Raw genomic sequence first — 18,727 nt, 5'->3', positions numbered from 1 at the left:
ATGAAAGAAATATTGGAGCGTGTGAAAGAGCAGCTGGAACAATCGTTTGACGAACCGCGCTCGACGAGTCTTGATGGGGCGATTCATGAGCTTGAACGGTTAAAAGCGAGCGCCAGGGATAAACGGCAAATGATCGAAGATGTCATCCGTGCGGTGACTCACGCGCGCAATGCGCGAATGGAGCTGGCCGAGGCGGGAGATGAATCGGCGACAAACGCTTTCGCTGAGGCCTACCGGGCGCTCGATCAAGCGATTGAATCGTACAGCGATGTTGATAACGATCCGGTATAAAGCAGATGGGAATGTCCCATCTGCTTTCTTGCTATGCCAGCGGCACGATGGTTAAATCAGTAGCCGATTGGCCACAAACATGGTACAATAACAGCGGAAAAAAAGAAGAAAAAGGTTTTCTAGGGTTCCGCGGCTGCTTTGCGGCCGGCCTGCGACCGAGAGAAAACGCGCGGCATCGCCGCGTGCACGGAGGGACAAAAGCCCGGGAGGAGCATCGTTTCGATCGTTCTCGCGGCTTTTTTATTTTCGCTAAAAAGGGAGGACGGGGCATGGCGTGGGTTTATTTAATAGTTGCTGGTTTGTTCGAAGTTGTATGGGCGATCGCGCTGAAATATACGAACGGGTTTGCCCGCTTTTGGCCTTCTGTTGTGACGATTGCGGGGATGGCGGCGAGCTTTTACTTTTTATCACTGGCGATAAAAACGTTGCCGATCGGCACCGCCTATGCGGTGTGGACGGGAATCGGAGCGCTCGGCGCGGCCTTGGTCGGCATGTTGTTTTTAAACGAGCCAGTCAACGCGCCGCGTGTGGCGTTTTTGCTTTGCATTCTTGTCGGAGTCATTGGTTTGAAGTTTACGGCGGGGCAATAAATTGGATTCATTTCTTGTCAAGAAAAAGAGTTGACAACAGGTATAAATATTGAATATCATGAAAATATAAAAACGAATATAGTTTCTTTTGTTAAAGGGGAGTAGCTTTAACAGCAAAGTCGTCAGTTCAGGGCGCATGCCCTCGGCTTTGTTGGCAACGGCGACGTTGTTAGCGAGACCTTTACCGATGTTGGTAAAGGTCTATTTTATTTATGGAGGCCTTTACCAAAGATGGTAAGGGCCTTCTTTCATTTCATGAAACAAAAGGGGGGAAGATAATCGTAAAGGAAGATAGGTTCGGTTTCAAAAGAACAAAAAGTGGAGGGGATGGCATGCGTAAATGGTGGAAACGGCTTCGCTTCATCGTCCATGTCCGGCGTTTTCTACCGTTTTTGTTTGAATTTTTCGTTTCTCATGAAGTGCCAATGCGAAAAAAATTGTTTTCCGTCGGTTTGCTGCTTTTGTATATAGCGCTGCCGCTTGACCTCATTCCGGATTGGCTTGCGTTGTTTGGTTTGATCGATGATTTGGCCGTCTTCCTATTTATTTTGCAACAAGTCATTAAGATGGCCCCGGTTTCATTAAAAGAAAAATATAACTTGTAAAGGGGGATTCTTCCATGGATCTGTTGTCAGTAGAGTTTTGGACGGCGTTGCTGTCGATCGTCATTATTGATCTTTTGCTGGCAGGGGATAACGCCATTGTGATTGGATTGGCGGCCCGCAACTTGCCCAAATACCAGCAAAAAAAGGCCGTTGTCTGGGGGACGGTAGGCGCTGTCGTCATCCGGGCGTTGGCGACGATCTTCGTCGTCTGGCTGCTGAAAATCCCAGGGCTTTTGCTTGTCGGCGGCGTGCTGCTTGTCTGGATCGCCTATAAGCTGCTTGTTGAGGGGAAGGGCCACGACGATGTTGAAGCCGGGGGAAATTTATGGGAGGCGATTCGCACGATCATTATTGCCGATGCGTTGATGGGGCTTGACAACGTATTGGCGGTCGCCGGCGCCGCGCACGGAAACTTTCTCCTCGTCGTTCTTGGGTTGCTCATTTCCGTTCCGATCATGGTGTGGGGCAGCACGCTCATTTTAAAATGGATCGAGCGCTTCCCAATCATTATTACGATCGGCGCCGGTGTCCTCGCCTGGACGGCGGCGAAAATGATCGTCGATGAGCCGCTTTTAAAGGCGTATTTTGCCAATCCTGTTGTGAAGTATGGATTTGAGTTGCTTGTTGTCGCTGCGGTCATTGCAGTGGGAACGATGAAAAAACGAAAAAGCGCCAAAGAGCCGCAACCGAAAGCCGCCAATGAATAATTGGCGGCTTTTGTGGCTGGGCAATCACCAAGCGGATGGCTATTTCCATTTCAGCAGCAGAAATTGCAGCAGCCATCCAATGGAGAGCCCGGGGATGACAGATAAGATCGGCAGCCAAATCGGTCCAAAAACACACGCCGCCGATCGTCACGTGCGACGAGTACATCAAGCCGACCGTCACAAAGTAGGCGGAGACGACAAACGGCAAAAACGAGTACGGCGTTTGCCCGCCGCCAGCGTCTTTAAACGCATCCCACATGGCAAAAAAGTATAAACATGGATAAAACATCAGCCATCCGATATCGACAATGCGGGCGGCCTCATCCGTACGTCCCAAAAAGCTGAGGCGGATGGCTTCATTGAAATGGGATTGGGTGTTAATCACAAATTCCAACGCAATAAACAAAATTCCTTTTATATACTTTTTGTTCAACAGTTGCCCGAATCCAGGCAAAGCAATGCTCCATAACAATGCTTCGATCGCTTTCACCTTCTCGAACCCTTTACTGAGATAATATTAGTTGATCGTTGCTTTGTCCGTTGCACCGTCAGATGGAGCTGGAGACAATCGATGGGTGCTTCATGGTCAGTTGCTGGTTAAGCCGATGGGTGCAATTACATTTTTTGCGCCAAAGACTTGTTTTATACTTTTTTGCAATAGGAATGCAGGAAAACTTTCCTATAGAACCAAACGATATGTTAGCTGAAGATAAAAAAATACTTTAAATTTTTCAGAATAATGAATATAATAGTGACGTAAAGGATTTTGACAAATAAATAAAGGGGGAAGCCGTGTGAAGGGGCTAAAATCGATTTTGTTATGGGGCCTGATTTCCGTCCTTGGGGCCGCAGCGTTTGCCATTTTGGCTTTAAGCCGCGGCGAATCGGTCAACGCCATGTGGCTTATCGTCGCCGCCGTCTGCACGTATGCGGTCGCTTATCGGTTTTACAGCCGGTTTATCGCCCGCAAAGTGTTTGGTCTTGATGATAACCGGAAAACGCCAGCGGAAGTGTTCAATGACGGGAAGGACTATGTTCCGACGAACAAATGGGTGCTATTTGGCCATCACTTTGCCGCTATTGCGGGTGCGGGACCGCTTGTCGGACCGATTTTGGCCGCGCAGATGGGCTATCTGCCTGGGACGCTTTGGATTGTGATCGGCGTTGTGCTCGGCGGAGCGGTGCAAGACTTTGTCATTTTGTTCGCTTCGATGCGCCGCAACGGGAAGTCGCTCGGCGAAATGATTAAGGAAGAAATGGGTCCGGTGACGGGCTTTATCGCAGCGCTTGGCATTTTGGGCATTATGATTATTTTATTGGCCGTATTGGCGCTCGTTGTCGTGAAAGCGCTTGTCGGAAGCCCGTGGGGGATGTTTACGATCGCCGCGACGATTCCGATTGCGATTTTGATGGGCATTTACATGCGCTTCATCCGTCCAGGGCGCGTTGCTGAAGCGTCGCTTGGGGGATTTGTGCTGTTGATTTTGTCGATCGTGGTCGGGCAATATGTCGCGGAGCACCCGACGCTCTCGGCGATGTTTACGCTAAAAGGGGAAACGATCGCCATCTTAATGATCATTTATGGCTTTGTCGCTTCGGCGTTGCCGGTATGGCTGTTGTTGGCGCCGCGCGACTATTTGAGCACGTTCTTGAAAATCGGCACGATTGTCGGATTGGCGCTCGGCATTTTCGTCGTCATGCCGGACTTGCAAATGCCGGCAGTGACGAAATTTATCGATGGCACCGGGCCGGTGTTTGCAGGCAACTTGTTCCCGTTCTTGTTCATTACGATCGCTTGCGGCGCGGTGTCTGGATTCCACGCGCTCGTTTCATCCGGCACAACGCCGAAGATGATTGAGCTTGAAAGCCATGCGCGGCCGATCGGCTACGGTGCGATGCTGATGGAGTCGTTCGTCGCTGTCATGGCGATGGTGGCGGCTTGCGTCTTGACGCCAGGGGCGTATTTTGCCATCAACAGCCCGGCTGCTGTCATCGGAACCGATGTGGCGCAGGCGGCAAAAGTGGTATCGTCATGGGGCTTCACCGTCACGCCGGATATGCTTGCGCAGTTGGCGAAAGACGTCGGCGAACAAACGGTGTTGTCACGCACGGGCGGGGCGCCGACGTTGGCGATCGGGATGGCGCACATTTTATCGAGCGTCATCGGCGGCAAGGCGCTTATGGCGTTCTGGTATCACTTTGCCATCCTGTTTGAAGCGCTGTTCATCTTGACGACGATTGACGCCGGCACGCGCGTCGGCCGTTTCATGATCCAAGACATTATGGGCACGTTTTACAAACCGCTCGGCAAAACGGATTCGCTTGCCTCGAACTTGATCGCTACGACCCTTTGCGTACTGGCGTGGGGTTACTTCCTGTACCAAGGCGTCGTCGACCCGCTCGGCGGCATCAACACGCTATGGCCGCTGTTTGGCATCGCCAATCAAATGTTGGCTGGCATCGCCTTGTTGTTTGCGACGACGGTTCTATTTAAAATGGGCAAAAAGGCATATGTTTGGGTCACGCTCGTGCCGACAACATGGCTTTTGGTCGTCACGCTGACAGCCGGGTATCAAAAACTGTTCCACGAAAATGTCAAAATTGGTTTCTTGTCGCATGCGAAAATGTTCCAAGACAGCTTGAGCCAAGGCAAAATTTTGGCGCCGGCAACGAATGAGGCGCAAATGCGGCAAATTATTATGAACGATTACATTGATGCGACATTGTGCGCGATTTTCATGCTCGTTGTGATCGCGATGCTGATCTCGGCGTTGAACATTTGGATCAAAGTATTGCAAAACAAACATGTGCCGCTCAAGGAAGCGCCGTACGTGCCGCGCGATGGAGAAGGAGCGAAGCACTATGCCTAAATGGCTGCAAAACGTTTTGGCTTATCGCCGGCAGTTTCTTGACTTGCTTGTCGGTGTGCCGAGCTATGAAAAATATGTCGAGCATATGAAAACCCATCATCCTGGCGAGCCGATTAAGTCGCGGAAAGAGTTTTTCTGCGAGGCGCAAGAGGCACGCTACAATGCTAAAGGCGGCAAAGTGTCGCGTTGCTGCTAGCAAACGGGAAGGAAGGAGGGGCGCGTTCCCTTCTTCCTTTTTTTCTTCTTGTTCATCATCGCTGAGAAAATGTTCGATTGGCGGCATGGTTTTTGTGAAAGACGTTGGGAGCGTTGGATCAACCCTCAGTGGAGAAAGGAGCTGTACATATGATGCGCATTCTGTTTGTCGGAGCAGGAGCGGTCGGCGGGTATTTCGGCGGCCGTCTGCTTGAAAAAGGGGTGGACGTAACGTTTCTTGTTCGCGAGCGCAGAAAACAGGAACTGGAGAAATATGGGCTTGTCATCCACAGTGTCCATGGCGATGTGGGATTGGCGCCGAAATTGCTTGTTGCCGGCGAATCGGCCGAGCCATTTGATCTTGTCGTGTTCTCAAGCAAAGCGTACCATTTAGACGGCGCCATCGCCGACGCGAAACCGTATGTTGGAGAGGCGACGATGATTTTGCCGTTGTTAAATGGCATGGCCCATATGGATGCGTTATGGAAGGCGTTCGGCCGCGAGAATGTCTTAGGCGGGCTTTGCTTTATCGAAACGACGTTAAACGAGAGAGGGGAGATCATCCAAACGAGCCCGGCGCATGAGATGCGTTTCGGTGAATGGCCAAACGGGCGGAGCGAGCGAACGGAGGTGCTTGCATCGTTGTTTGCCGGCGCTAACGCCTGCTTTCGCCTAAGCGAACAAATTGCAGCTGATATGTGGAACAAATATTTGTTTATCGCGACGATGTCGGGCGTGACAACGCTGTTCCGCGCCCCGATCGGGCCGATCCGTTCCGGGGAGTACGGGAGCGTCATCATCGATCGGCTGTTTCGGGAAATCAAAACGATCATTCAGGCGCATGGGGCGCCGCTGACCGATGAAATGGCCGAGCGGCAGCGCACCCAGCTCGAGCAGATCGCCCCAACGATGAAATCGTCCATGCAGCGCGATATGGAAAAAGGACAGCTCATTGAAGCCGATCATTTGCAAGGGTATTTGCTAGCATTGGCGAAGCGGCATGGCATCCATGCTCCGATGCTCGAGGTGGTATATCACAATTTAAAAATTTACGAAGCGAGCCGCGCAACCGGTGAGTGACCAGTTGTTCAACCCAGCCGTTTGGCAGGAGCGTGCAGCCCCGCCAAACGGCTGTTTTTTGAGAAAAAGAGAAGTTGTTTACCGCACCAATATAGTGTACAGTTAATAGTGAAAACGTGTGCACAAGGAGGAGGCAGCCTTGAAAAAAACATGGTGGAAAGAAGGCGTTGCGTATCAAATTTATCCTCGCAGCTTTATGGATGCCAACGGCGACGGCATCGGTGATCTTCGCGGCATCATCGAAAAGCTGGATTATTTGGTGGAGCTTGGAGTCGACATCGTTTGGATTTGTCCGATTTACCGGTCGCCGAACGCCGATAACGGATATGACATCAGCGATTATTATGCCATTATGGATGAGTTTGGAACGATGGATGACTTCGATGAATTGCTTGCCCAAGCCCATCGGCGCGGGTTGAAAATCATTTTGGATTTGGTCATCAATCATACGAGTGATGAGCATCCGTGGTTTATCGAATCGCGGTCATCGCGAGACAATCCGAAGCGCGACTGGTACATTTGGCGCGACGGCAAAGATGGGCGCGAACCGAACAACTGGGAAAGCATTTTCGGCGGCTCGGCATGGCAGTATGACGAGCGGACGGGTCAGTACTATTTACATCTTTTCGATGTGAAACAGCCCGATTTGAACTGGGAAAACAGCGAGGTGCGCCAAGCGCTGTATGACATGATCAACTGGTGGCTGGATAAAGGCATCGACGGCTTTCGCATCGACGCGATTTCCCACATTAAGAAAAAGCCGGGTCTTCCCGATTTGCCAAATCCGAAGGGGCTGAAGTACGTGCCGTCATTTGCTGCGCACATGAACCAGCCAGGGATTATGGAGTATTTGCGAGAGTTGAAAGAGCAAACGTTTGCACGATATGACATTATGACGGTCGGCGAGGCGAACGGAGTAACGGTTGATGAGGCCGAACAATGGGTCGGGGAAGAAAACGGCGTGTTTCATATGATTTTTCAGTTTGAGCATTTAGGGCTTTGGAAAAGGAAAGCCGATGGTTCGATCGATGTCCGCCGGCTGAAGCGGACGTTGACGAAATGGCAAAAAGGATTGGAAAACCGTGGGTGGAACGCGCTCTTTTTGGAAAACCACGACTTGCCTCGATCAGTGTCGACATGGGGAAATGACGGCGAGTATTGGGCGGAGAGCGCGAAGGCGCTTGGCGCGCTCTACTTTTTCATGCAAGGGACGCCGTTCATTTACCAAGGGCAAGAGATCGGGATGACGAACGTGCAATTCTCCGACATTCGCGACTACCGCGATGTCGCTGCCTTGCGTCTGTATGAACTCGAACGGGCGAACGGCCGGACACATGAGGAAGTGATGAAGATCATTTGGCAAACCGGGCGCGACAACTCGCGCACCCCGATGCAATGGTCTGGTGCCCCAAACGCTGGATTCACGACAGGTACGCCATGGATCAAGGTGAACGAAAACTATCGTACGATCAATGTCGAGGCCGAGCGGCGCGACCCGAACTCGGTATGGTCGTTTTATCGACAAATGATTCAGCTTCGGAAAGCGAACGAGCTGTTTGTTTATGGAACCTACGATCTGCTTTTGGAAAACAACCCATCCATTTACGCGTACACAAGAACGCTTGGCCGCGATCGGGCGCTTATCATTGTCAACGTATCCGATCGTCCTTCACTTTACCGCTATGACGGCTTCCGCCTTCAGTCAAGCGATTTGGCGCTTTCGAACTACCCGGTCCGTCCGCATAAAAATGCGACGCGTTTTAAGCTGAAGCCGTACGAGGCGCGCGTATACATCTGGAAAGAATAAGAAGGAATTTGCCTTTCCGTGTTGAATGAATCAATGAATACGGAAAGGATGGTAAAGGCTGCCGATTCTTCGGCGGCTTTTTTCTTCATGCATAATAGAAGGATGATGCTGCGCAAACAACACCCGGGAAACCGCCGGCTGGGCGGGGCTTTTTTGGCGTCATCCTGCCGGGAGAACGGTGAAATCACATTTTGCTTAAACGGCGGCATATGATTATGTTATACTAACAAATATTAAGGGACACGAAATACATAGTTCGCAAGGGGGATCGGTATGGGAGCGGAGCAGCAGCCGCTTATTGCAGAACAAAAAGAAAAAATATGGACGAAAGATTTCGTTTTGATTTGTTTGGCCAATTTTTTTGTGTTTCTTGGGTTTCAAATGACGCTGCCGACCATTCCGCTGTTTGTCGAGCATTTGGGCGGCAACGATCAGCTGATTGGCGTTGTCGTTGGTGTGTTTACGTTTTCGGCGCTCATCGTCCGTCCGTTCGCCGGCCATGCGCTTGAGACGAAAGGGCGCCGGTTTGTGTTTTTATTGGGTCTTCTCATTTTTGTCATTTCTGTCGGTTCCTACAGCTTGATCTCAAGCATTTTCCTTCTCTTTTTGATGCGGGTCGTCCAAGGAATCGGCTGGGGGTTTTCAACAACCGCTTCCGGAACGGTGGCGACGGACATCATTCCAGCGAGCCGCCGCGGGGAAGGAATGGGCTATTACGGGCTGTCCGGAAATATCGCCTTGGCGTTTGGTCCGTCGCTTGGACTTGTGCTTGCCGCTATGATTCCGTTTAGCCATCTGTTTGCCATTTGTGCGGCGCTTGGAGTCGCTTCGGTGCTGTTTGCCGCCGCGATCACGTATAAAAAAGTGGAAGCCGTGCATGGCAAAGGGGCGAACAGATGGGATTTGTACGAAAAAAGCGCTTTAACTCCGTCGGTGCTGTTGTTTTTCTTGACGGTGACGTTCGGCGGCATCGCCTCATTCTTGCCTCTATATACGGCGCAAAAGCAGATCGGCGGCCTGCAGCTGTACTTTTTGCTTTATGCGCTTGCCTTGATGGTGACGCGAACGTTCGCTGGCCAGTTGTATGACCGAAAAGGGCATCGGGCCGTCTTTCTCCCTGGTGCGGGGCTTATTTTGCTGGCGATGCTTCTTCTCGCTTGGCTGCCGGGAGAATGGGCGTTGCTTTTGGCGGCGGTGCTGTACGGTTTCGGCTTTGGCATGGTGCAGCCCGGGCTGCAGGCGTGGTCCGTCGAGCGGGCCCCTGCCCACCGCAAGGGAATGGCGAACGCGACATTTTTCTCCTTTTTTGATTTAGGCGTTGGCGTTGGGGCGATGGTGTTTGGCCAAATCAGCCATTGGTTCGGCTATCCGAGCATTTATTTAGCTGCTAGCGGTTCGGTGCTCCTTTCGATGCTTGTCTATCTGTCGGTCTTGCATAAAGAACAATCGCTTCGCCCCAGGGAACGAAAAAACGCTTAGGGATAACCCCTAGGCGTTTTTTCTGCCCAGCGGCGCATCGAAACGGCCTTTGAGTGCGGCTCGTCACCGCCGGGAATGCACTTCGTAAATGGCGAATTTTAAGTAGTCGCCTTCTTCCGCGGCAAGGAGTTTCGGGTGGTCGTAGCCGGCGCCGTTCCAATATACTTGGCGCAGCACTTTTTTCGCGTCAAATGCCGCATCAGCGATCATCTCTTGAAATAGGTGCGGGCGGACGTGGTACGAGCAGCTTGATGTGACGAAAAAGCCGCCGTCTTTGACAAGCTTCAATCCGTTTAAGTTAATGTCTTTATAGCCGCGCAGCGCCTTCGGGACGGCATGGGCCGATTTCGCGAACGCCGGCGGGTCGATGATGACGACATCCCACTGTTTGCCGGCGCGCACCGATTCGCGCAAATAGTCGAAGGCGTTGGCGACGACAAATTCAACGTTCGTGAATCCGTTTAACGCGGCGTTCCGTTTCGCTGTTTCGATGGCATGTTCAGAAATATCGACGGCAGTAGCATGTTTTGCCCCATACAGACAAGCGTTTAGCATAAACGAGCCGGTATGGGTGAAGCAGTCGAGCACGGTTGTCTCCGGACCGATGAGCGGACGAAGAGCGGCGCGGTTTTGCCGTTGGTCGAAGAAAAAGCCTGTTTTTTGTCCGTTTTCAATATCGACGATGTATTTCACGCCGTTTTCCTCGATTTCGATTTCCGTTTCCGCTTCCCCGTACCAAAAGCCTTTTTCTTGTTTGAGACCCTCAAGCTCCCGAACGGACACATCGTTGCGCAAATAAATGGCCCTTGGGGCAAACACGTCAAGCAAGCCGCGCAAAATCCAGTCTTTCCGCCTTTCCATGCCGAGCGCCAAAATTTGCACAACAAGCACATCTTCATATTTGTCGACGATCAATCCGGGCAAAAAGTCGGCTTCGCCATAGACGGCGCGGCAGGAGCGAACGCCGGGAATCATCCGTTCACGGTACGCCCACGCCTGACGGATGCGGTCGATGAAAAAGCGCTCATCGAGTTCATCGTTTGGGTTTTGCGTCAAGACGCGGACGATGATTTGCGAAGCGGGGTTGATATATCCTTTCGCCAGCCAATACCCTTGATGATTGTAAACGTCAACGAAGTCGCCCGGCGCAGCATCGCCTTCGATGCGGTCAACTTCACTTTGAAAAATCCATGGATGCCCTTGCTCAAGCCGTTTTTTCCGTTCTCTTTTCAGGATGACCTTCGCCATCGTTTCCACTCCCATTCCGTCGTCAATTGCTGCGTTTCCATCATAGCGGATTGCAACGCATAGCGCAACGTCGGAGAAAAAAAGATTGACAATCGTTCGTGCCATGGTATGATTAAGTGTAAAGAAAACTGAAAATTGCACCATCATCCACTAGGGGGGCCTTTAGAAAGGCTGAGATCAAAGTGTGCCTTTGAGACCCTTAGCACCTGATCTGGGTAATGCCAGCGTAGGGAAGTGGAGGAGCAGCACAGCAAGGCTAGGCTTTGCCTTGCCAACGTCGCATGCCCACGCCGCTTTCTTTACGCCAATCGGCAAAGGAAGCGGCGTTTTTATTTTGCCAAAAAGGGGGAAAACGAATGTCATTTGCCAAACAATTGCGCCAAGCGGCCGATCCGATCTGGCAGGCGAGTTTCCGCCATCCGTTTGTTCAGGAGCTTGGCCAAGGGACGCTTGCGCGCGAGAAGTTTCGCTATTACGTGATGCAAGATGCCTATTATTTGCGCCATTTTGCCCGCGTGCAGGCGATCGGGGCGGCGAAATCGCCGGATTTGGCGACGACAGCCCGGTTGGCGCACCATGCACAAAGCACGTGCGAAGCCGAGCTGTCTCTGCATGAAACGTTCGCCGAGCTCTTGGGCATTACAGAAGAGGAAAGGGCGGCGTTCATTCCGGCGCCGACGGCGTACGCCTATACGTCGCACATGTACCGCGCGGCGTACGAAGGGCATCTCGGTGATGTTATCGCCGCCATTTTGCCGTGCTACTGGCTGTATTACGAAATTGGCGAGCGCTTGAAAACGTGCCGCCCGAACGATCCGATTTATGAAAAATGGATCGGCACCTACAGTTCGGACTGGTTCCGCTCGCTTGTGGAAGAGCAAATCGCGCGGCTTGACGACATCGCTGACGAGGTCACCGAAGAGGATCGCCATCGGATGAAGCGGCATTTCCTCATCAGCAGCGAATATGAGTACGAGTTTTGGGAGATGGCGTATCGGCTTGAGCAGTGGCCGTCGGCTGAATTGGCGGCGAGCCGTTGACGTGAGACAAGGAGGAGAACAGGATGGAAGTGAAGACAAAAGGGTTAAGATTGGTGGATATTTTAACGACGATCGTCATTGCGATTGTGTTTGGCGTTATTTACAAATTATGGGGACCGCTATATAGCGCGGTGGGAGCAGTAGGGTTTCATCTCGATCAATTCATTTACGGCATGTGGTTTATCGCCTCCTCGCTCGCTTATTTGCTCATTCGCAAGCCAGGGGTGGCGTTGCTCGCGGAGATTGCGGCTTCGTCCGGCGAGCTGATCATGGGATCGCAATGGGGGCTTGAAGTGCTCATTTACGGGGTCGTTCAAGGGCTGTTGGCCGAGCTCGTCTTTGCCGCCTTCCGCTATCGGCGCTTTGATACGTTCGTTGTATCGCTCGGCGCGGTCGGGGCGACGATTGGCTCGCTCATCATGGACTTTTACAAAGGCTATATTGAGGCGCTCGCCCCATGGAATATGGCGCTCTTTTTGCTGGCGCGTTTTATCGGCGCCATCCTCATCTCCGGCGTGCTTGCTGTTTCATTGGCGAAAGCGCTCGAAAAAACCGGAGTGACGCAAATGTGGCGGCCGGCCTCGAAAGACGATTACGATGCATTGAACCGGTAAGGCGGCGAATGGCGATGAAACAAGCAATTGCGATTGATCGGCTGCGCCTGAAATTTCCCGGGAGCGACGGGCTGCTGTTTCGCGACTTGTCGCTTTCGATTGCCGAGGGGGAGAAAGTGCTCCTCCTTGGTCCGTCCGGATGCGGCAAGTCGACATTATTGCAAGTGATGGCTGGCATCATTCCCCGCTCGATCGATGTGCCGATGAAAGCGGAGCGCCTTAAGCGGCCGGAACGGTGGGGCTATGTTTTCCAAGATCCTGATGCGCAATTTTGCATGCCGTATGCGGACGAGGAAATCGCTTTTGCCCTCGAAAATCGAAGCGTGCCGCGCCACGAGATGCCCGTCCGCATCCGTGCCCTGCTGAACCAAGTCGGTTTGGAGATCGCTCCGCATACGGATATTCATACGCTTTCCGGTGGAATGAAGCAGCGATTGGCTCTTGCTTCGGTGCTGGCGCTTGAGCCGGATGTCTTGTTTTTGGATGAGCCGACGGCGCTGCTTGATGAAGAAGGGACGAAGGCGGTATGGCAAACGGTGAAGCAGGTGGGCCGCGGCAAAACGGTCATCATCGTCGAGCATAAAATTGACCATGTGCTCGACTTTGTGGATCGCATTGTCTTGTTCGGCCGCGATGGGCGCATCATCGCCGACGGCGAGGCGAAGGCGGTGTTTTCCGACTATAAAGACGTCATTGCCGCTGAAGGGATTTGGTATCCAGGCGTCTGGGATGACTATGACCGGACGGCAAGGCGGCGAAATCGCCATCGAGGCGAGGAGCTTCTTCGCCTCGCCCGTTTTCGCGGGTTCCGCGGCCGGGAGGCGAAAATCTATGTTCCTGAAGCAACGGTGCACGCCGGCGAATGGATTGCCGTCACCGGAAAAAACGGCGCCGGTAAAAGCACGTTGCTGCACGCGCTTATGCAACTCATCCGCACGGACGGAGAGTATATGCTGCTAGGCGCCGACATCAAGCGGCAACACCCGCTTTACCGCCATATTGCGTTTGTTTTCCAAAATCCGGAATGGCAATTTGTCGCCCATTCCGTTCGCGAAGAGCTCGCCTACTCGCTTCGGCTTGAGGGGCGGCCGAAAGAGGAAATTGAGGGAATCGTCGACCGTCTGTTGCGTGAATTTGACCTTGTTGAGCAGCAAGACCAGCACCCGTACCAACTGTCGGTCGGACAAAAGCGGCGGTTGAGCGTCGCCGCTTCGATCGTCGCCGGCCAGCGCCTCTTTTTGCTTGATGAGCCGACATTTGGGCAAGATGCAAAAAATACGTTCGCGTTGCTCGAAATGCTTGAAGCATACCGTGAACAAGGGGCGGCGATCATGATGGTTACACATGACGAACAAATCGTCCGCCGCTTTGCGACGAGACAGTGGGTGATTGAAGATGGGGCGCTCGTTCGGGACGAACGGCTTGACATCCGAGAGCCGGTGTTGGCGGAAGGTGGGGCAGGGTGATGAAATGGGAGGTTCGCTGCCGCGAGACATGGCTTCATGAGACGAACCCGAGTTTGAAGCTCATTGTGCTTGTCGTGCTCTTTTTCGCTGTCTTGTTCATTCATAACCCGAACGTGCTGATTAACGTTTCGCTCGCTCTCTTCGTTTTGTTTTGCTTTGGCACCGGCTATCCGGCGAATGTGTTGTTTTGGCTGTTTTTGCCGTTTTTCCTCGTGTTTGTTTCGACGGCTTCATCGATGATGATGTTTGGCGAGGGAACGACGACATGGGTTCGCTGGGGGCTCATCCATGTTACAGCGGAAAGTTTTTGGCGCGGGGTGCACATCGGGTTTCGCGCTTTGGCGCTTGGGCTTCTCGGATTGATTTTTTCGCTGACGACCCGGCCGGTTCCGTTGTTTTATTCGCTCATGCAGCAGTTGAGACTGAAGCCAAAGTATGCGTACAGTTTTTTGGCGGCCGTTCGCCTATTGCCGATTATGCTTGAAGAGTTTCAGGCGATCCGCTATGCGTTAACAGTGCGCGGCGTGCCGAATAAGGGCGTCCTCAGCAAAGTGAAGCGCTACGCCATTCCGCTGTTGTCGCAAAGCATCCGCCGCGCCCAGCGCATCGCCGTGGCGATGGAAGCGAAACAATTTTCCGGCAGCGGGCGGCGCACGTTTTATTATGAAATCGGGTTCGGCAAATATGATATTTGGCTTGTCGCCTTGTTTGCCGCTTTGATGTTCGCCGCCTACTATGTCGGTGTTCATTATCCGTATATTTCTATAAGCGATGTACGGTAGAAAGAAAGGGATGGCGATGGGGGTTCTCCATTTCGTTTCCACCGGGCGTCAGACGGTTGACGAATTTGCCGCGATTTGTGCGCACACCCATCCGTATGCCGACCTGATTCATATTCGCGAAAAAGGGAAGACGGCGCGTGAAGTGGCGGCGTTTGTCGCGGCACTGCTTCGCGTCGGGGTGCCGCTGCAAAAAATCATCGTCAATGACCGGGTTGATGTCGCCGCTGTCTACGGTGTCAAAGGTGTGCAGCTTGCTTATCACAGCCTGCCGGTGCGCGCCGTCCGCCGCTCGTTTCCGGACTTGACGGTTGGTTGCTCGGTGCACGGGTCGGAGGAGGCGAAACAGGCCGAACAGGATGGCGCTCACTTTTGTTTGTATGGCCATATTTTTCCGACGGACAGCAAGCCCGGTTTGCCGCCGCGCGGTCTGGACTCGCTTGCGGAAATCGCGGCCGCCGTGTCCATTCCAGTCATCGCCATTGGCGGCATTCACGCCGGCAACGCTCGTCGGGTGCTGGAAGCGGGCGCAGCCGGGGTGGCAGTATTGTCGGCTGTTTTTTTCGCTGCTGACCCCGTTGCTGAGGCTAAACGGCTGGCAGACATCGTGAAAGGGAGGGGATAGGGGATGACGCATCGGTATGACGTCGCGATCGTCGGCGGCGGGGTGATTGGGGCGGCCATCGGTTTTGAGCTCGCCAAGCGGCGGCATCGCGTCGCCATTTTTGAAAAAGGAACGATGGGAAGCGGGGCGTCAAGCGCGGCAGCCGGCATGCTTGGGGCGCAATCCGAGTTTTCGACGTCAAGCCCGCTTGTGCCGCTTGCCTTGCAAAGCCGAGCTCTCATGCCGGCCTTGGCTGAAGAGCTGAGGGAGAGGACCGGCATCGATATCGGCCTTGTCGAAAAAGGATTGATCAAACTAGCGACAACGGAAGAGGAAGCAGACGATCTCTATCGCCATTATACATTTTGGCGGGGCATAGGCGAACCGGTGCAGTGGCTCACGAAAGGGGAGGCGCTTGAAATGGAGCCGCGTCTTGCGGCGGAAGCGCTTGCCGGCGCGATGTACATCCCTGGCGATGGGCAAGTGAGCGCTCCGGATTTGGCCGCCGCTCTTGCCTATGCCGCCGCCTCCGCCGGCGCTTGTCTGTACGAGTATACGGAAGTGTTCGACATCCGTTCCGACAGCAGTGGGCATGTGTTAGACACAACAGGCGGGACGTTTGCCGCCGAGGCGGTCGTCATCGCTTCCGGCGCTTGGGCGGCGCGGCTCGGCGCGCGGGTCGGGCTTTCGCTTTCCGTTTATCCGGTCAAAGGAGAATGCGTCATGGTGCGCGCCCCGGTTCCGTTGTTGCAAACGACTGTATTTGCGAAAAACGGCTGCTACATCGTTCCGAAATCAGGAAACCGGCTGCTCATCGGAGCGACGTCCACGCCCGGCACGTTCGATCGACGTGTATCGGCCGGTGGGGTGATGAACTTGCTTCACCGCGCCGCCCACCTTGTTCCGGACATCGAACAGGCGGAATGGGTGGCATCATGGAGCGGCATTCGGCCGCAGACCGAAGACGGCTTGCCTTATCTAGGCGAGCATCCGGAGCGGCGCGGCTTATTCGTCGCTGCCGGACATTACCGGAACGGCATTTTGCTCAGCCCATTGACCGGTCTGCTTGTCGCCGACTTAGTGGAGCGGAAAGAGACGGCGTTTGATCTTGCGCCATTTTCGTTGACACGCCATATCGGAAAGGTGGGGGTGGAATGACGTTAGTGATTAACGGGGAGACGGTCGCCGTGCCCGACGAGGTGAAAACGGTGGGCGATTTGCTTGCCCATTTCCGGCTTGAGAACAAGCTTTGCATCGTCGAAGTCAATGTCCGCATCATCCAAAAACATGAGTATGGGACGACGGTGCTATGCGATGGTGATCGCGTGGAAATCGTTCATTTTGTAGGAGGCGGTTGATGATGTTGAAAATTGGCCCATATGAATTTTCTTCGCGGCTGTTGCTCGGCACGGGCAAATATCCGAGCTTGGACGTGCAAAAAGAAGCGGTGGAAGCATCAGGGGCGGAAATTTTAACGTTCGCCGTCCGGCGGATGAACATCTTTTCCCCGGAGCAGCCGAACTTTTTAGAGCAGCTCGATTTAAGCAAATATAAGCTTTTGCCGAACACCGCCGGGGCGAAAACGGCCGAAGAAGCGGTGCGCATCGCCCGACTCGCCAAGGCATCCGGATTGTGTGATATGATAAAAGTAGAAGTGATCGGCTGCGACAAAACGCTCCTCCCAGACCCGATCGAGACGTTGAAAGCGGCGGAAATGCTGCTTGAGGAAGGGTTTATCGTGTTGCCGTACACATCCGATGATGTCGTGCTGGCGAAGCGGCTAGAGGAGCTTGGCTGCCATGCGATCATGCCGGGCGCCTCGCCGATCGGGTCTGGGCAAGGCATCATCAATCCGCTCAATTTGAGCTTTATCATTGAGCAGGCGAACGTGCCGGTCATTGTCGACGCCGGCATCGGTGGACCGGCGGACGCGGCGCTGGCGATGGAGCTTGGCGCGGATGGGGTGCTCTTGAACACCGCTGTTTCCGGCGCGGCCGATCCAGTGAAAATGGCGAAAGCGATGAAGCTGGCGGTGGAAGCGGGCCGGCTCGGCTATGAAGCCGGACGCATCCCGAAAAAACGGTACGCGTCAGCGAGCAGTCCAACGGAAGGAATGAGTGTTGTTTGAACGAACGGTATTCCCGGCAGCAACTATTTGCACCGATTGGCGAGGAAGGGCAAAAGAAAATACGGGGAAAGCATGTCGTGTTAGTCGGCGCCGGAGCGCTCGGCACAGGCAACGCCGAAGCGCTCGTTCGCGCCGGCATCGGCAAATTGACAATCATTGACCGCGATTACGTCGAATGGAGCAATTTGCAACGCCAGCAACTGTACAGCGAAGCGGATGCGAAGGAGCGGCTGCCAAAGGCGATCGCCGCCAAACGGCGCCTTGAACAAATCAACAGCGAGGTTGAGATCGAGGCCATTGTCGGCGACGCCGGCCCAGAAGAATTGGAAACGATCGCCCTCAAGCAACGCCCTGACTTATGGATCGATGCGACAGATAATTTTGATACGCGCCTTGTCATCAATGACGTTGCCTACAAGTACAACATTCCGTGGATTTATGGCGCTTGTGTCGGCAGTTACGGTTTAAGCTGCGCCTTCATTCCGAACCGCACGCCTTGTTTGTATTGCTTGCTTGAAACGGTGCCGCAAGGGGGATTGACGTGCGATACGGCCGGCATTATCAGCCCAGCGGTGCAAATGGTTGTCAGCTATCAGATGGCTGAGGCGTTAAAAATTTTAGTGGAGGACTGGTCGGCGCTCCGCGGCAAGCTCGTTTCGTTTGACCTTTGGACGAACGAATACGCCTCCATTCGCATTGACGGGGTGAAAAAGGACGGTTGCCCGACGTGCGGACGTCATCCATCTTATCCGTTTCTTTCCTATGAACAACGGACGAAGACTGCCGTCTTGTGCGGGCGCGATTCTGTGCAAATCCGTCCGCCTGCCCCGCGCCAGTACGACTTGAATGAATTGGCGGAGCTGTTTCGCCGCCAAGGGCTTCAAGCGGAAGCGAACCCGTATCTTGTCTCCGTTTCGCTCGGCGACAAGCGATTGGTTGTCTTTCGCGACGGCCGTGCGCTTGTGCACGGCACGAAAGACGTGCAGGAGGCAAAGGCGATCTATTACCGCTATTTAGGTTGAAACGAGGGAAAATGAAATAAGGGCGTCCATTGATGGGAGGACGCCCTTGTTTTGTTCATCAAACTGTCAAAAAGACACCCTTCTCCTCCCTGCTTTTCCCGCCGGCAATATGGTACGATGAAAGAGGGGAAGAAAAGGGAGGGGAAGACGAATGGCCGAGTGGTCGGTGACATTCAACATTGCCTCATTGCTTGTTCTTGTG

General features: G+C 53.5%; 19 protein-coding genes, 1 pseudogene and 2 riboswitches. Of the genes and pseudogenes, 18 read left to right on the top strand and 2 right to left on the bottom strand.

Annotation, left to right across the window (positions count from 1 at the left end; translation table 11 throughout):
• From ACVX3G_RS17220 to ACVX3G_RS17205, 4 genes are all read left to right on the top strand, one after another.
• Entirely contained in the window at positions 1 to 291 is a 291-nt protein-coding gene (locus tag ACVX3G_RS17220; RefSeq protein WP_023634424.1) for a hypothetical protein, read from the top strand.
• Positions 292 to 399: 108 nt separating this feature from the next.
• Positions 400 to 502, top strand: a riboswitch (guanidine-I (ykkC/yxkD leader).
• Positions 503 to 560: 58 nt separating this feature from the next.
• Complete coding sequence (locus ACVX3G_RS17215; RefSeq protein ID WP_011230112.1) at positions 561 to 881, top strand: DMT family transporter; 321 nt, start codon at positions 561 to 563, stop codon at positions 879 to 881.
• Positions 882 to 1,213: 332 nt separating this feature from the next.
• Positions 1,214 to 1,486, top strand: a complete 273-nt coding sequence (locus ACVX3G_RS17210) for a YkvA family protein (RefSeq protein WP_011230113.1) — start codon at positions 1,214 to 1,216, stop codon at positions 1,484 to 1,486.
• Positions 1,487 to 1,500: 14 nt separating this feature from the next.
• Positions 1,501 to 2,193 (top strand): TerC family protein, encoded by a 693-nt coding sequence (locus tag ACVX3G_RS17205; protein ID WP_011230114.1) that lies wholly within the window; start codon positions 1,501 to 1,503, stop codon positions 2,191 to 2,193.
• A 39-nt stretch (positions 2,194 to 2,232) separates the two neighbouring features.
• Here ACVX3G_RS17205 and ACVX3G_RS17200 read toward each other — a convergent pair.
• A pseudogene (locus ACVX3G_RS17200) lies at positions 2,233 to 2,683 on the bottom strand (hypothetical protein).
• A 304-nt stretch (positions 2,684 to 2,987) separates the two neighbouring features.
• On the opposite strand from ACVX3G_RS17200, the gene ACVX3G_RS17195 reads away from it, so the two are divergent.
• The 5 genes from ACVX3G_RS17195 to ACVX3G_RS17175 all read left to right on the top strand — a co-directional run bounded on the left by ACVX3G_RS17195 (position 2,988) and on the right by ACVX3G_RS17175 (position 9,624).
• On the top strand, positions 2,988 to 5,063 hold the full coding sequence (locus ACVX3G_RS17195) for a carbon starvation CstA family protein (RefSeq protein WP_011230116.1): 2,076 nt from the start codon (positions 2,988 to 2,990) through the stop codon (positions 5,061 to 5,063).
• Entirely contained in the window at positions 5,056 to 5,259 is a 204-nt protein-coding gene (locus ACVX3G_RS17190; protein WP_011230117.1) for a YbdD/YjiX family protein, read from the top strand. The genes ACVX3G_RS17195 and ACVX3G_RS17190 overlap by 8 nt, the downstream gene beginning before the upstream one ends.
• 152 nt (positions 5,260 to 5,411) lie before the next feature.
• Positions 5,412 to 6,338: a ketopantoate reductase family protein gene (locus tag ACVX3G_RS17185; RefSeq protein ID WP_011230118.1), complete on the top strand. Its 927-nt coding sequence runs from the start codon at positions 5,412 to 5,414 to the stop codon at positions 6,336 to 6,338.
• 139 nt (positions 6,339 to 6,477) lie between these two features.
• A complete protein-coding gene (locus tag ACVX3G_RS17180) occupies positions 6,478 to 8,145 on the top strand; it encodes a glycoside hydrolase family 13 protein (protein ID WP_011230119.1) in 1,668 nt (555 codons plus the stop codon).
• A 273-nt stretch (positions 8,146 to 8,418) separates the two neighbouring features.
• The gene (locus ACVX3G_RS17175; RefSeq protein ID WP_014194966.1) at positions 8,419 to 9,624 is read left to right on the top strand and encodes an MFS transporter; all 1,206 of its coding nucleotides are present in this window, start codon (positions 8,419 to 8,421) and stop codon (positions 9,622 to 9,624) included.
• Positions 9,625 to 9,687: 63 nt separating this feature from the next.
• Here ACVX3G_RS17175 and ACVX3G_RS17170 read toward each other — a convergent pair whose 3' ends face one another.
• Positions 9,688 to 10,872, bottom strand: coding sequence for a class I SAM-dependent rRNA methyltransferase (locus ACVX3G_RS17170; protein ID WP_025038991.1), 1,185 nt, complete (start codon positions 10,870 to 10,872; stop codon positions 9,688 to 9,690).
• Between the two features lie 142 nt (positions 10,873 to 11,014).
• Positions 11,015 to 11,122: riboswitch (TPP riboswitch) on the top strand.
• 106 nt (positions 11,123 to 11,228) lie between these two features.
• Between ACVX3G_RS17170 and tenA the strand changes: the two genes are divergently transcribed.
• Genes tenA through ACVX3G_RS17125 form a run of 9 tightly spaced genes read left to right on the top strand, consistent with a single transcriptional unit; the run spans position 11,229 to position 18,525 of the window.
• Positions 11,229 to 11,912, top strand: coding sequence for a thiaminase II (gene tenA, locus ACVX3G_RS17165; protein WP_011230122.1), 684 nt, complete (start codon positions 11,229 to 11,231; stop codon positions 11,910 to 11,912).
• A 23-nt stretch (positions 11,913 to 11,935) separates the two neighbouring features.
• Positions 11,936 to 12,526, top strand: coding sequence for an ECF transporter S component (locus ACVX3G_RS17160; RefSeq protein ID WP_011230123.1), 591 nt, complete (start codon positions 11,936 to 11,938; stop codon positions 12,524 to 12,526).
• Between the two features lie 14 nt (positions 12,527 to 12,540).
• Entirely contained in the window at positions 12,541 to 13,992 is a 1,452-nt protein-coding gene (locus tag ACVX3G_RS17155; RefSeq protein WP_011230124.1) for an ABC transporter ATP-binding protein, read from the top strand.
• Positions 13,992 to 14,774, top strand: a complete 783-nt coding sequence (locus tag ACVX3G_RS17150; RefSeq protein ID WP_011230125.1) for an energy-coupling factor transporter transmembrane component T family protein — start codon at positions 13,992 to 13,994, stop codon at positions 14,772 to 14,774. Before ACVX3G_RS17155 ends, ACVX3G_RS17150 begins: the two co-directional genes overlap by 1 nt.
• A gap of 16 nt (positions 14,775 to 14,790) precedes the next feature.
• Positions 14,791 to 15,396, top strand: coding sequence for a thiazole tautomerase TenI (gene tenI / locus ACVX3G_RS17145; protein ID WP_011230126.1), 606 nt, complete (start codon positions 14,791 to 14,793; stop codon positions 15,394 to 15,396).
• A gap of 3 nt (positions 15,397 to 15,399) precedes the next feature.
• Complete coding sequence (gene thiO / locus ACVX3G_RS17140) at positions 15,400 to 16,533, top strand: glycine oxidase ThiO (protein WP_011230127.1); 1,134 nt, start codon at positions 15,400 to 15,402, stop codon at positions 16,531 to 16,533.
• Complete coding sequence (gene thiS, locus ACVX3G_RS17135) at positions 16,530 to 16,733, top strand: sulfur carrier protein ThiS (RefSeq protein ID WP_011230128.1); 204 nt, start codon at positions 16,530 to 16,532, stop codon at positions 16,731 to 16,733. The genes thiO and thiS overlap by 4 nt, the downstream gene beginning before the upstream one ends.
• A gap of 2 nt (positions 16,734 to 16,735) precedes the next feature.
• Positions 16,736 to 17,503 carry a thiazole synthase gene (locus tag ACVX3G_RS17130; RefSeq protein ID WP_013146257.1) on the top strand — a complete coding sequence of 256 codons (768 nt, stop codon included), beginning with the start codon at positions 16,736 to 16,738 and terminating at the stop codon, positions 17,501 to 17,503.
• On the top strand, positions 17,500 to 18,525 hold the full coding sequence (locus ACVX3G_RS17125) for a thiazole biosynthesis adenylyltransferase ThiF (protein ID WP_011230130.1): 1,026 nt from the start codon (positions 17,500 to 17,502) through the stop codon (positions 18,523 to 18,525). Before ACVX3G_RS17130 ends, ACVX3G_RS17125 begins: the two co-directional genes overlap by 4 nt.
• Positions 18,526 to 18,727: the final 202 nt, after the last annotated feature.

The sequence above is a fragment of the Geobacillus sp. PLS 41 genome (assembly GCF_056494105.1).
The sequence above is the reverse complement of the archived record's forward strand: the minus strand, read 5'-3'. Positions and strand labels throughout refer to the sequence as shown.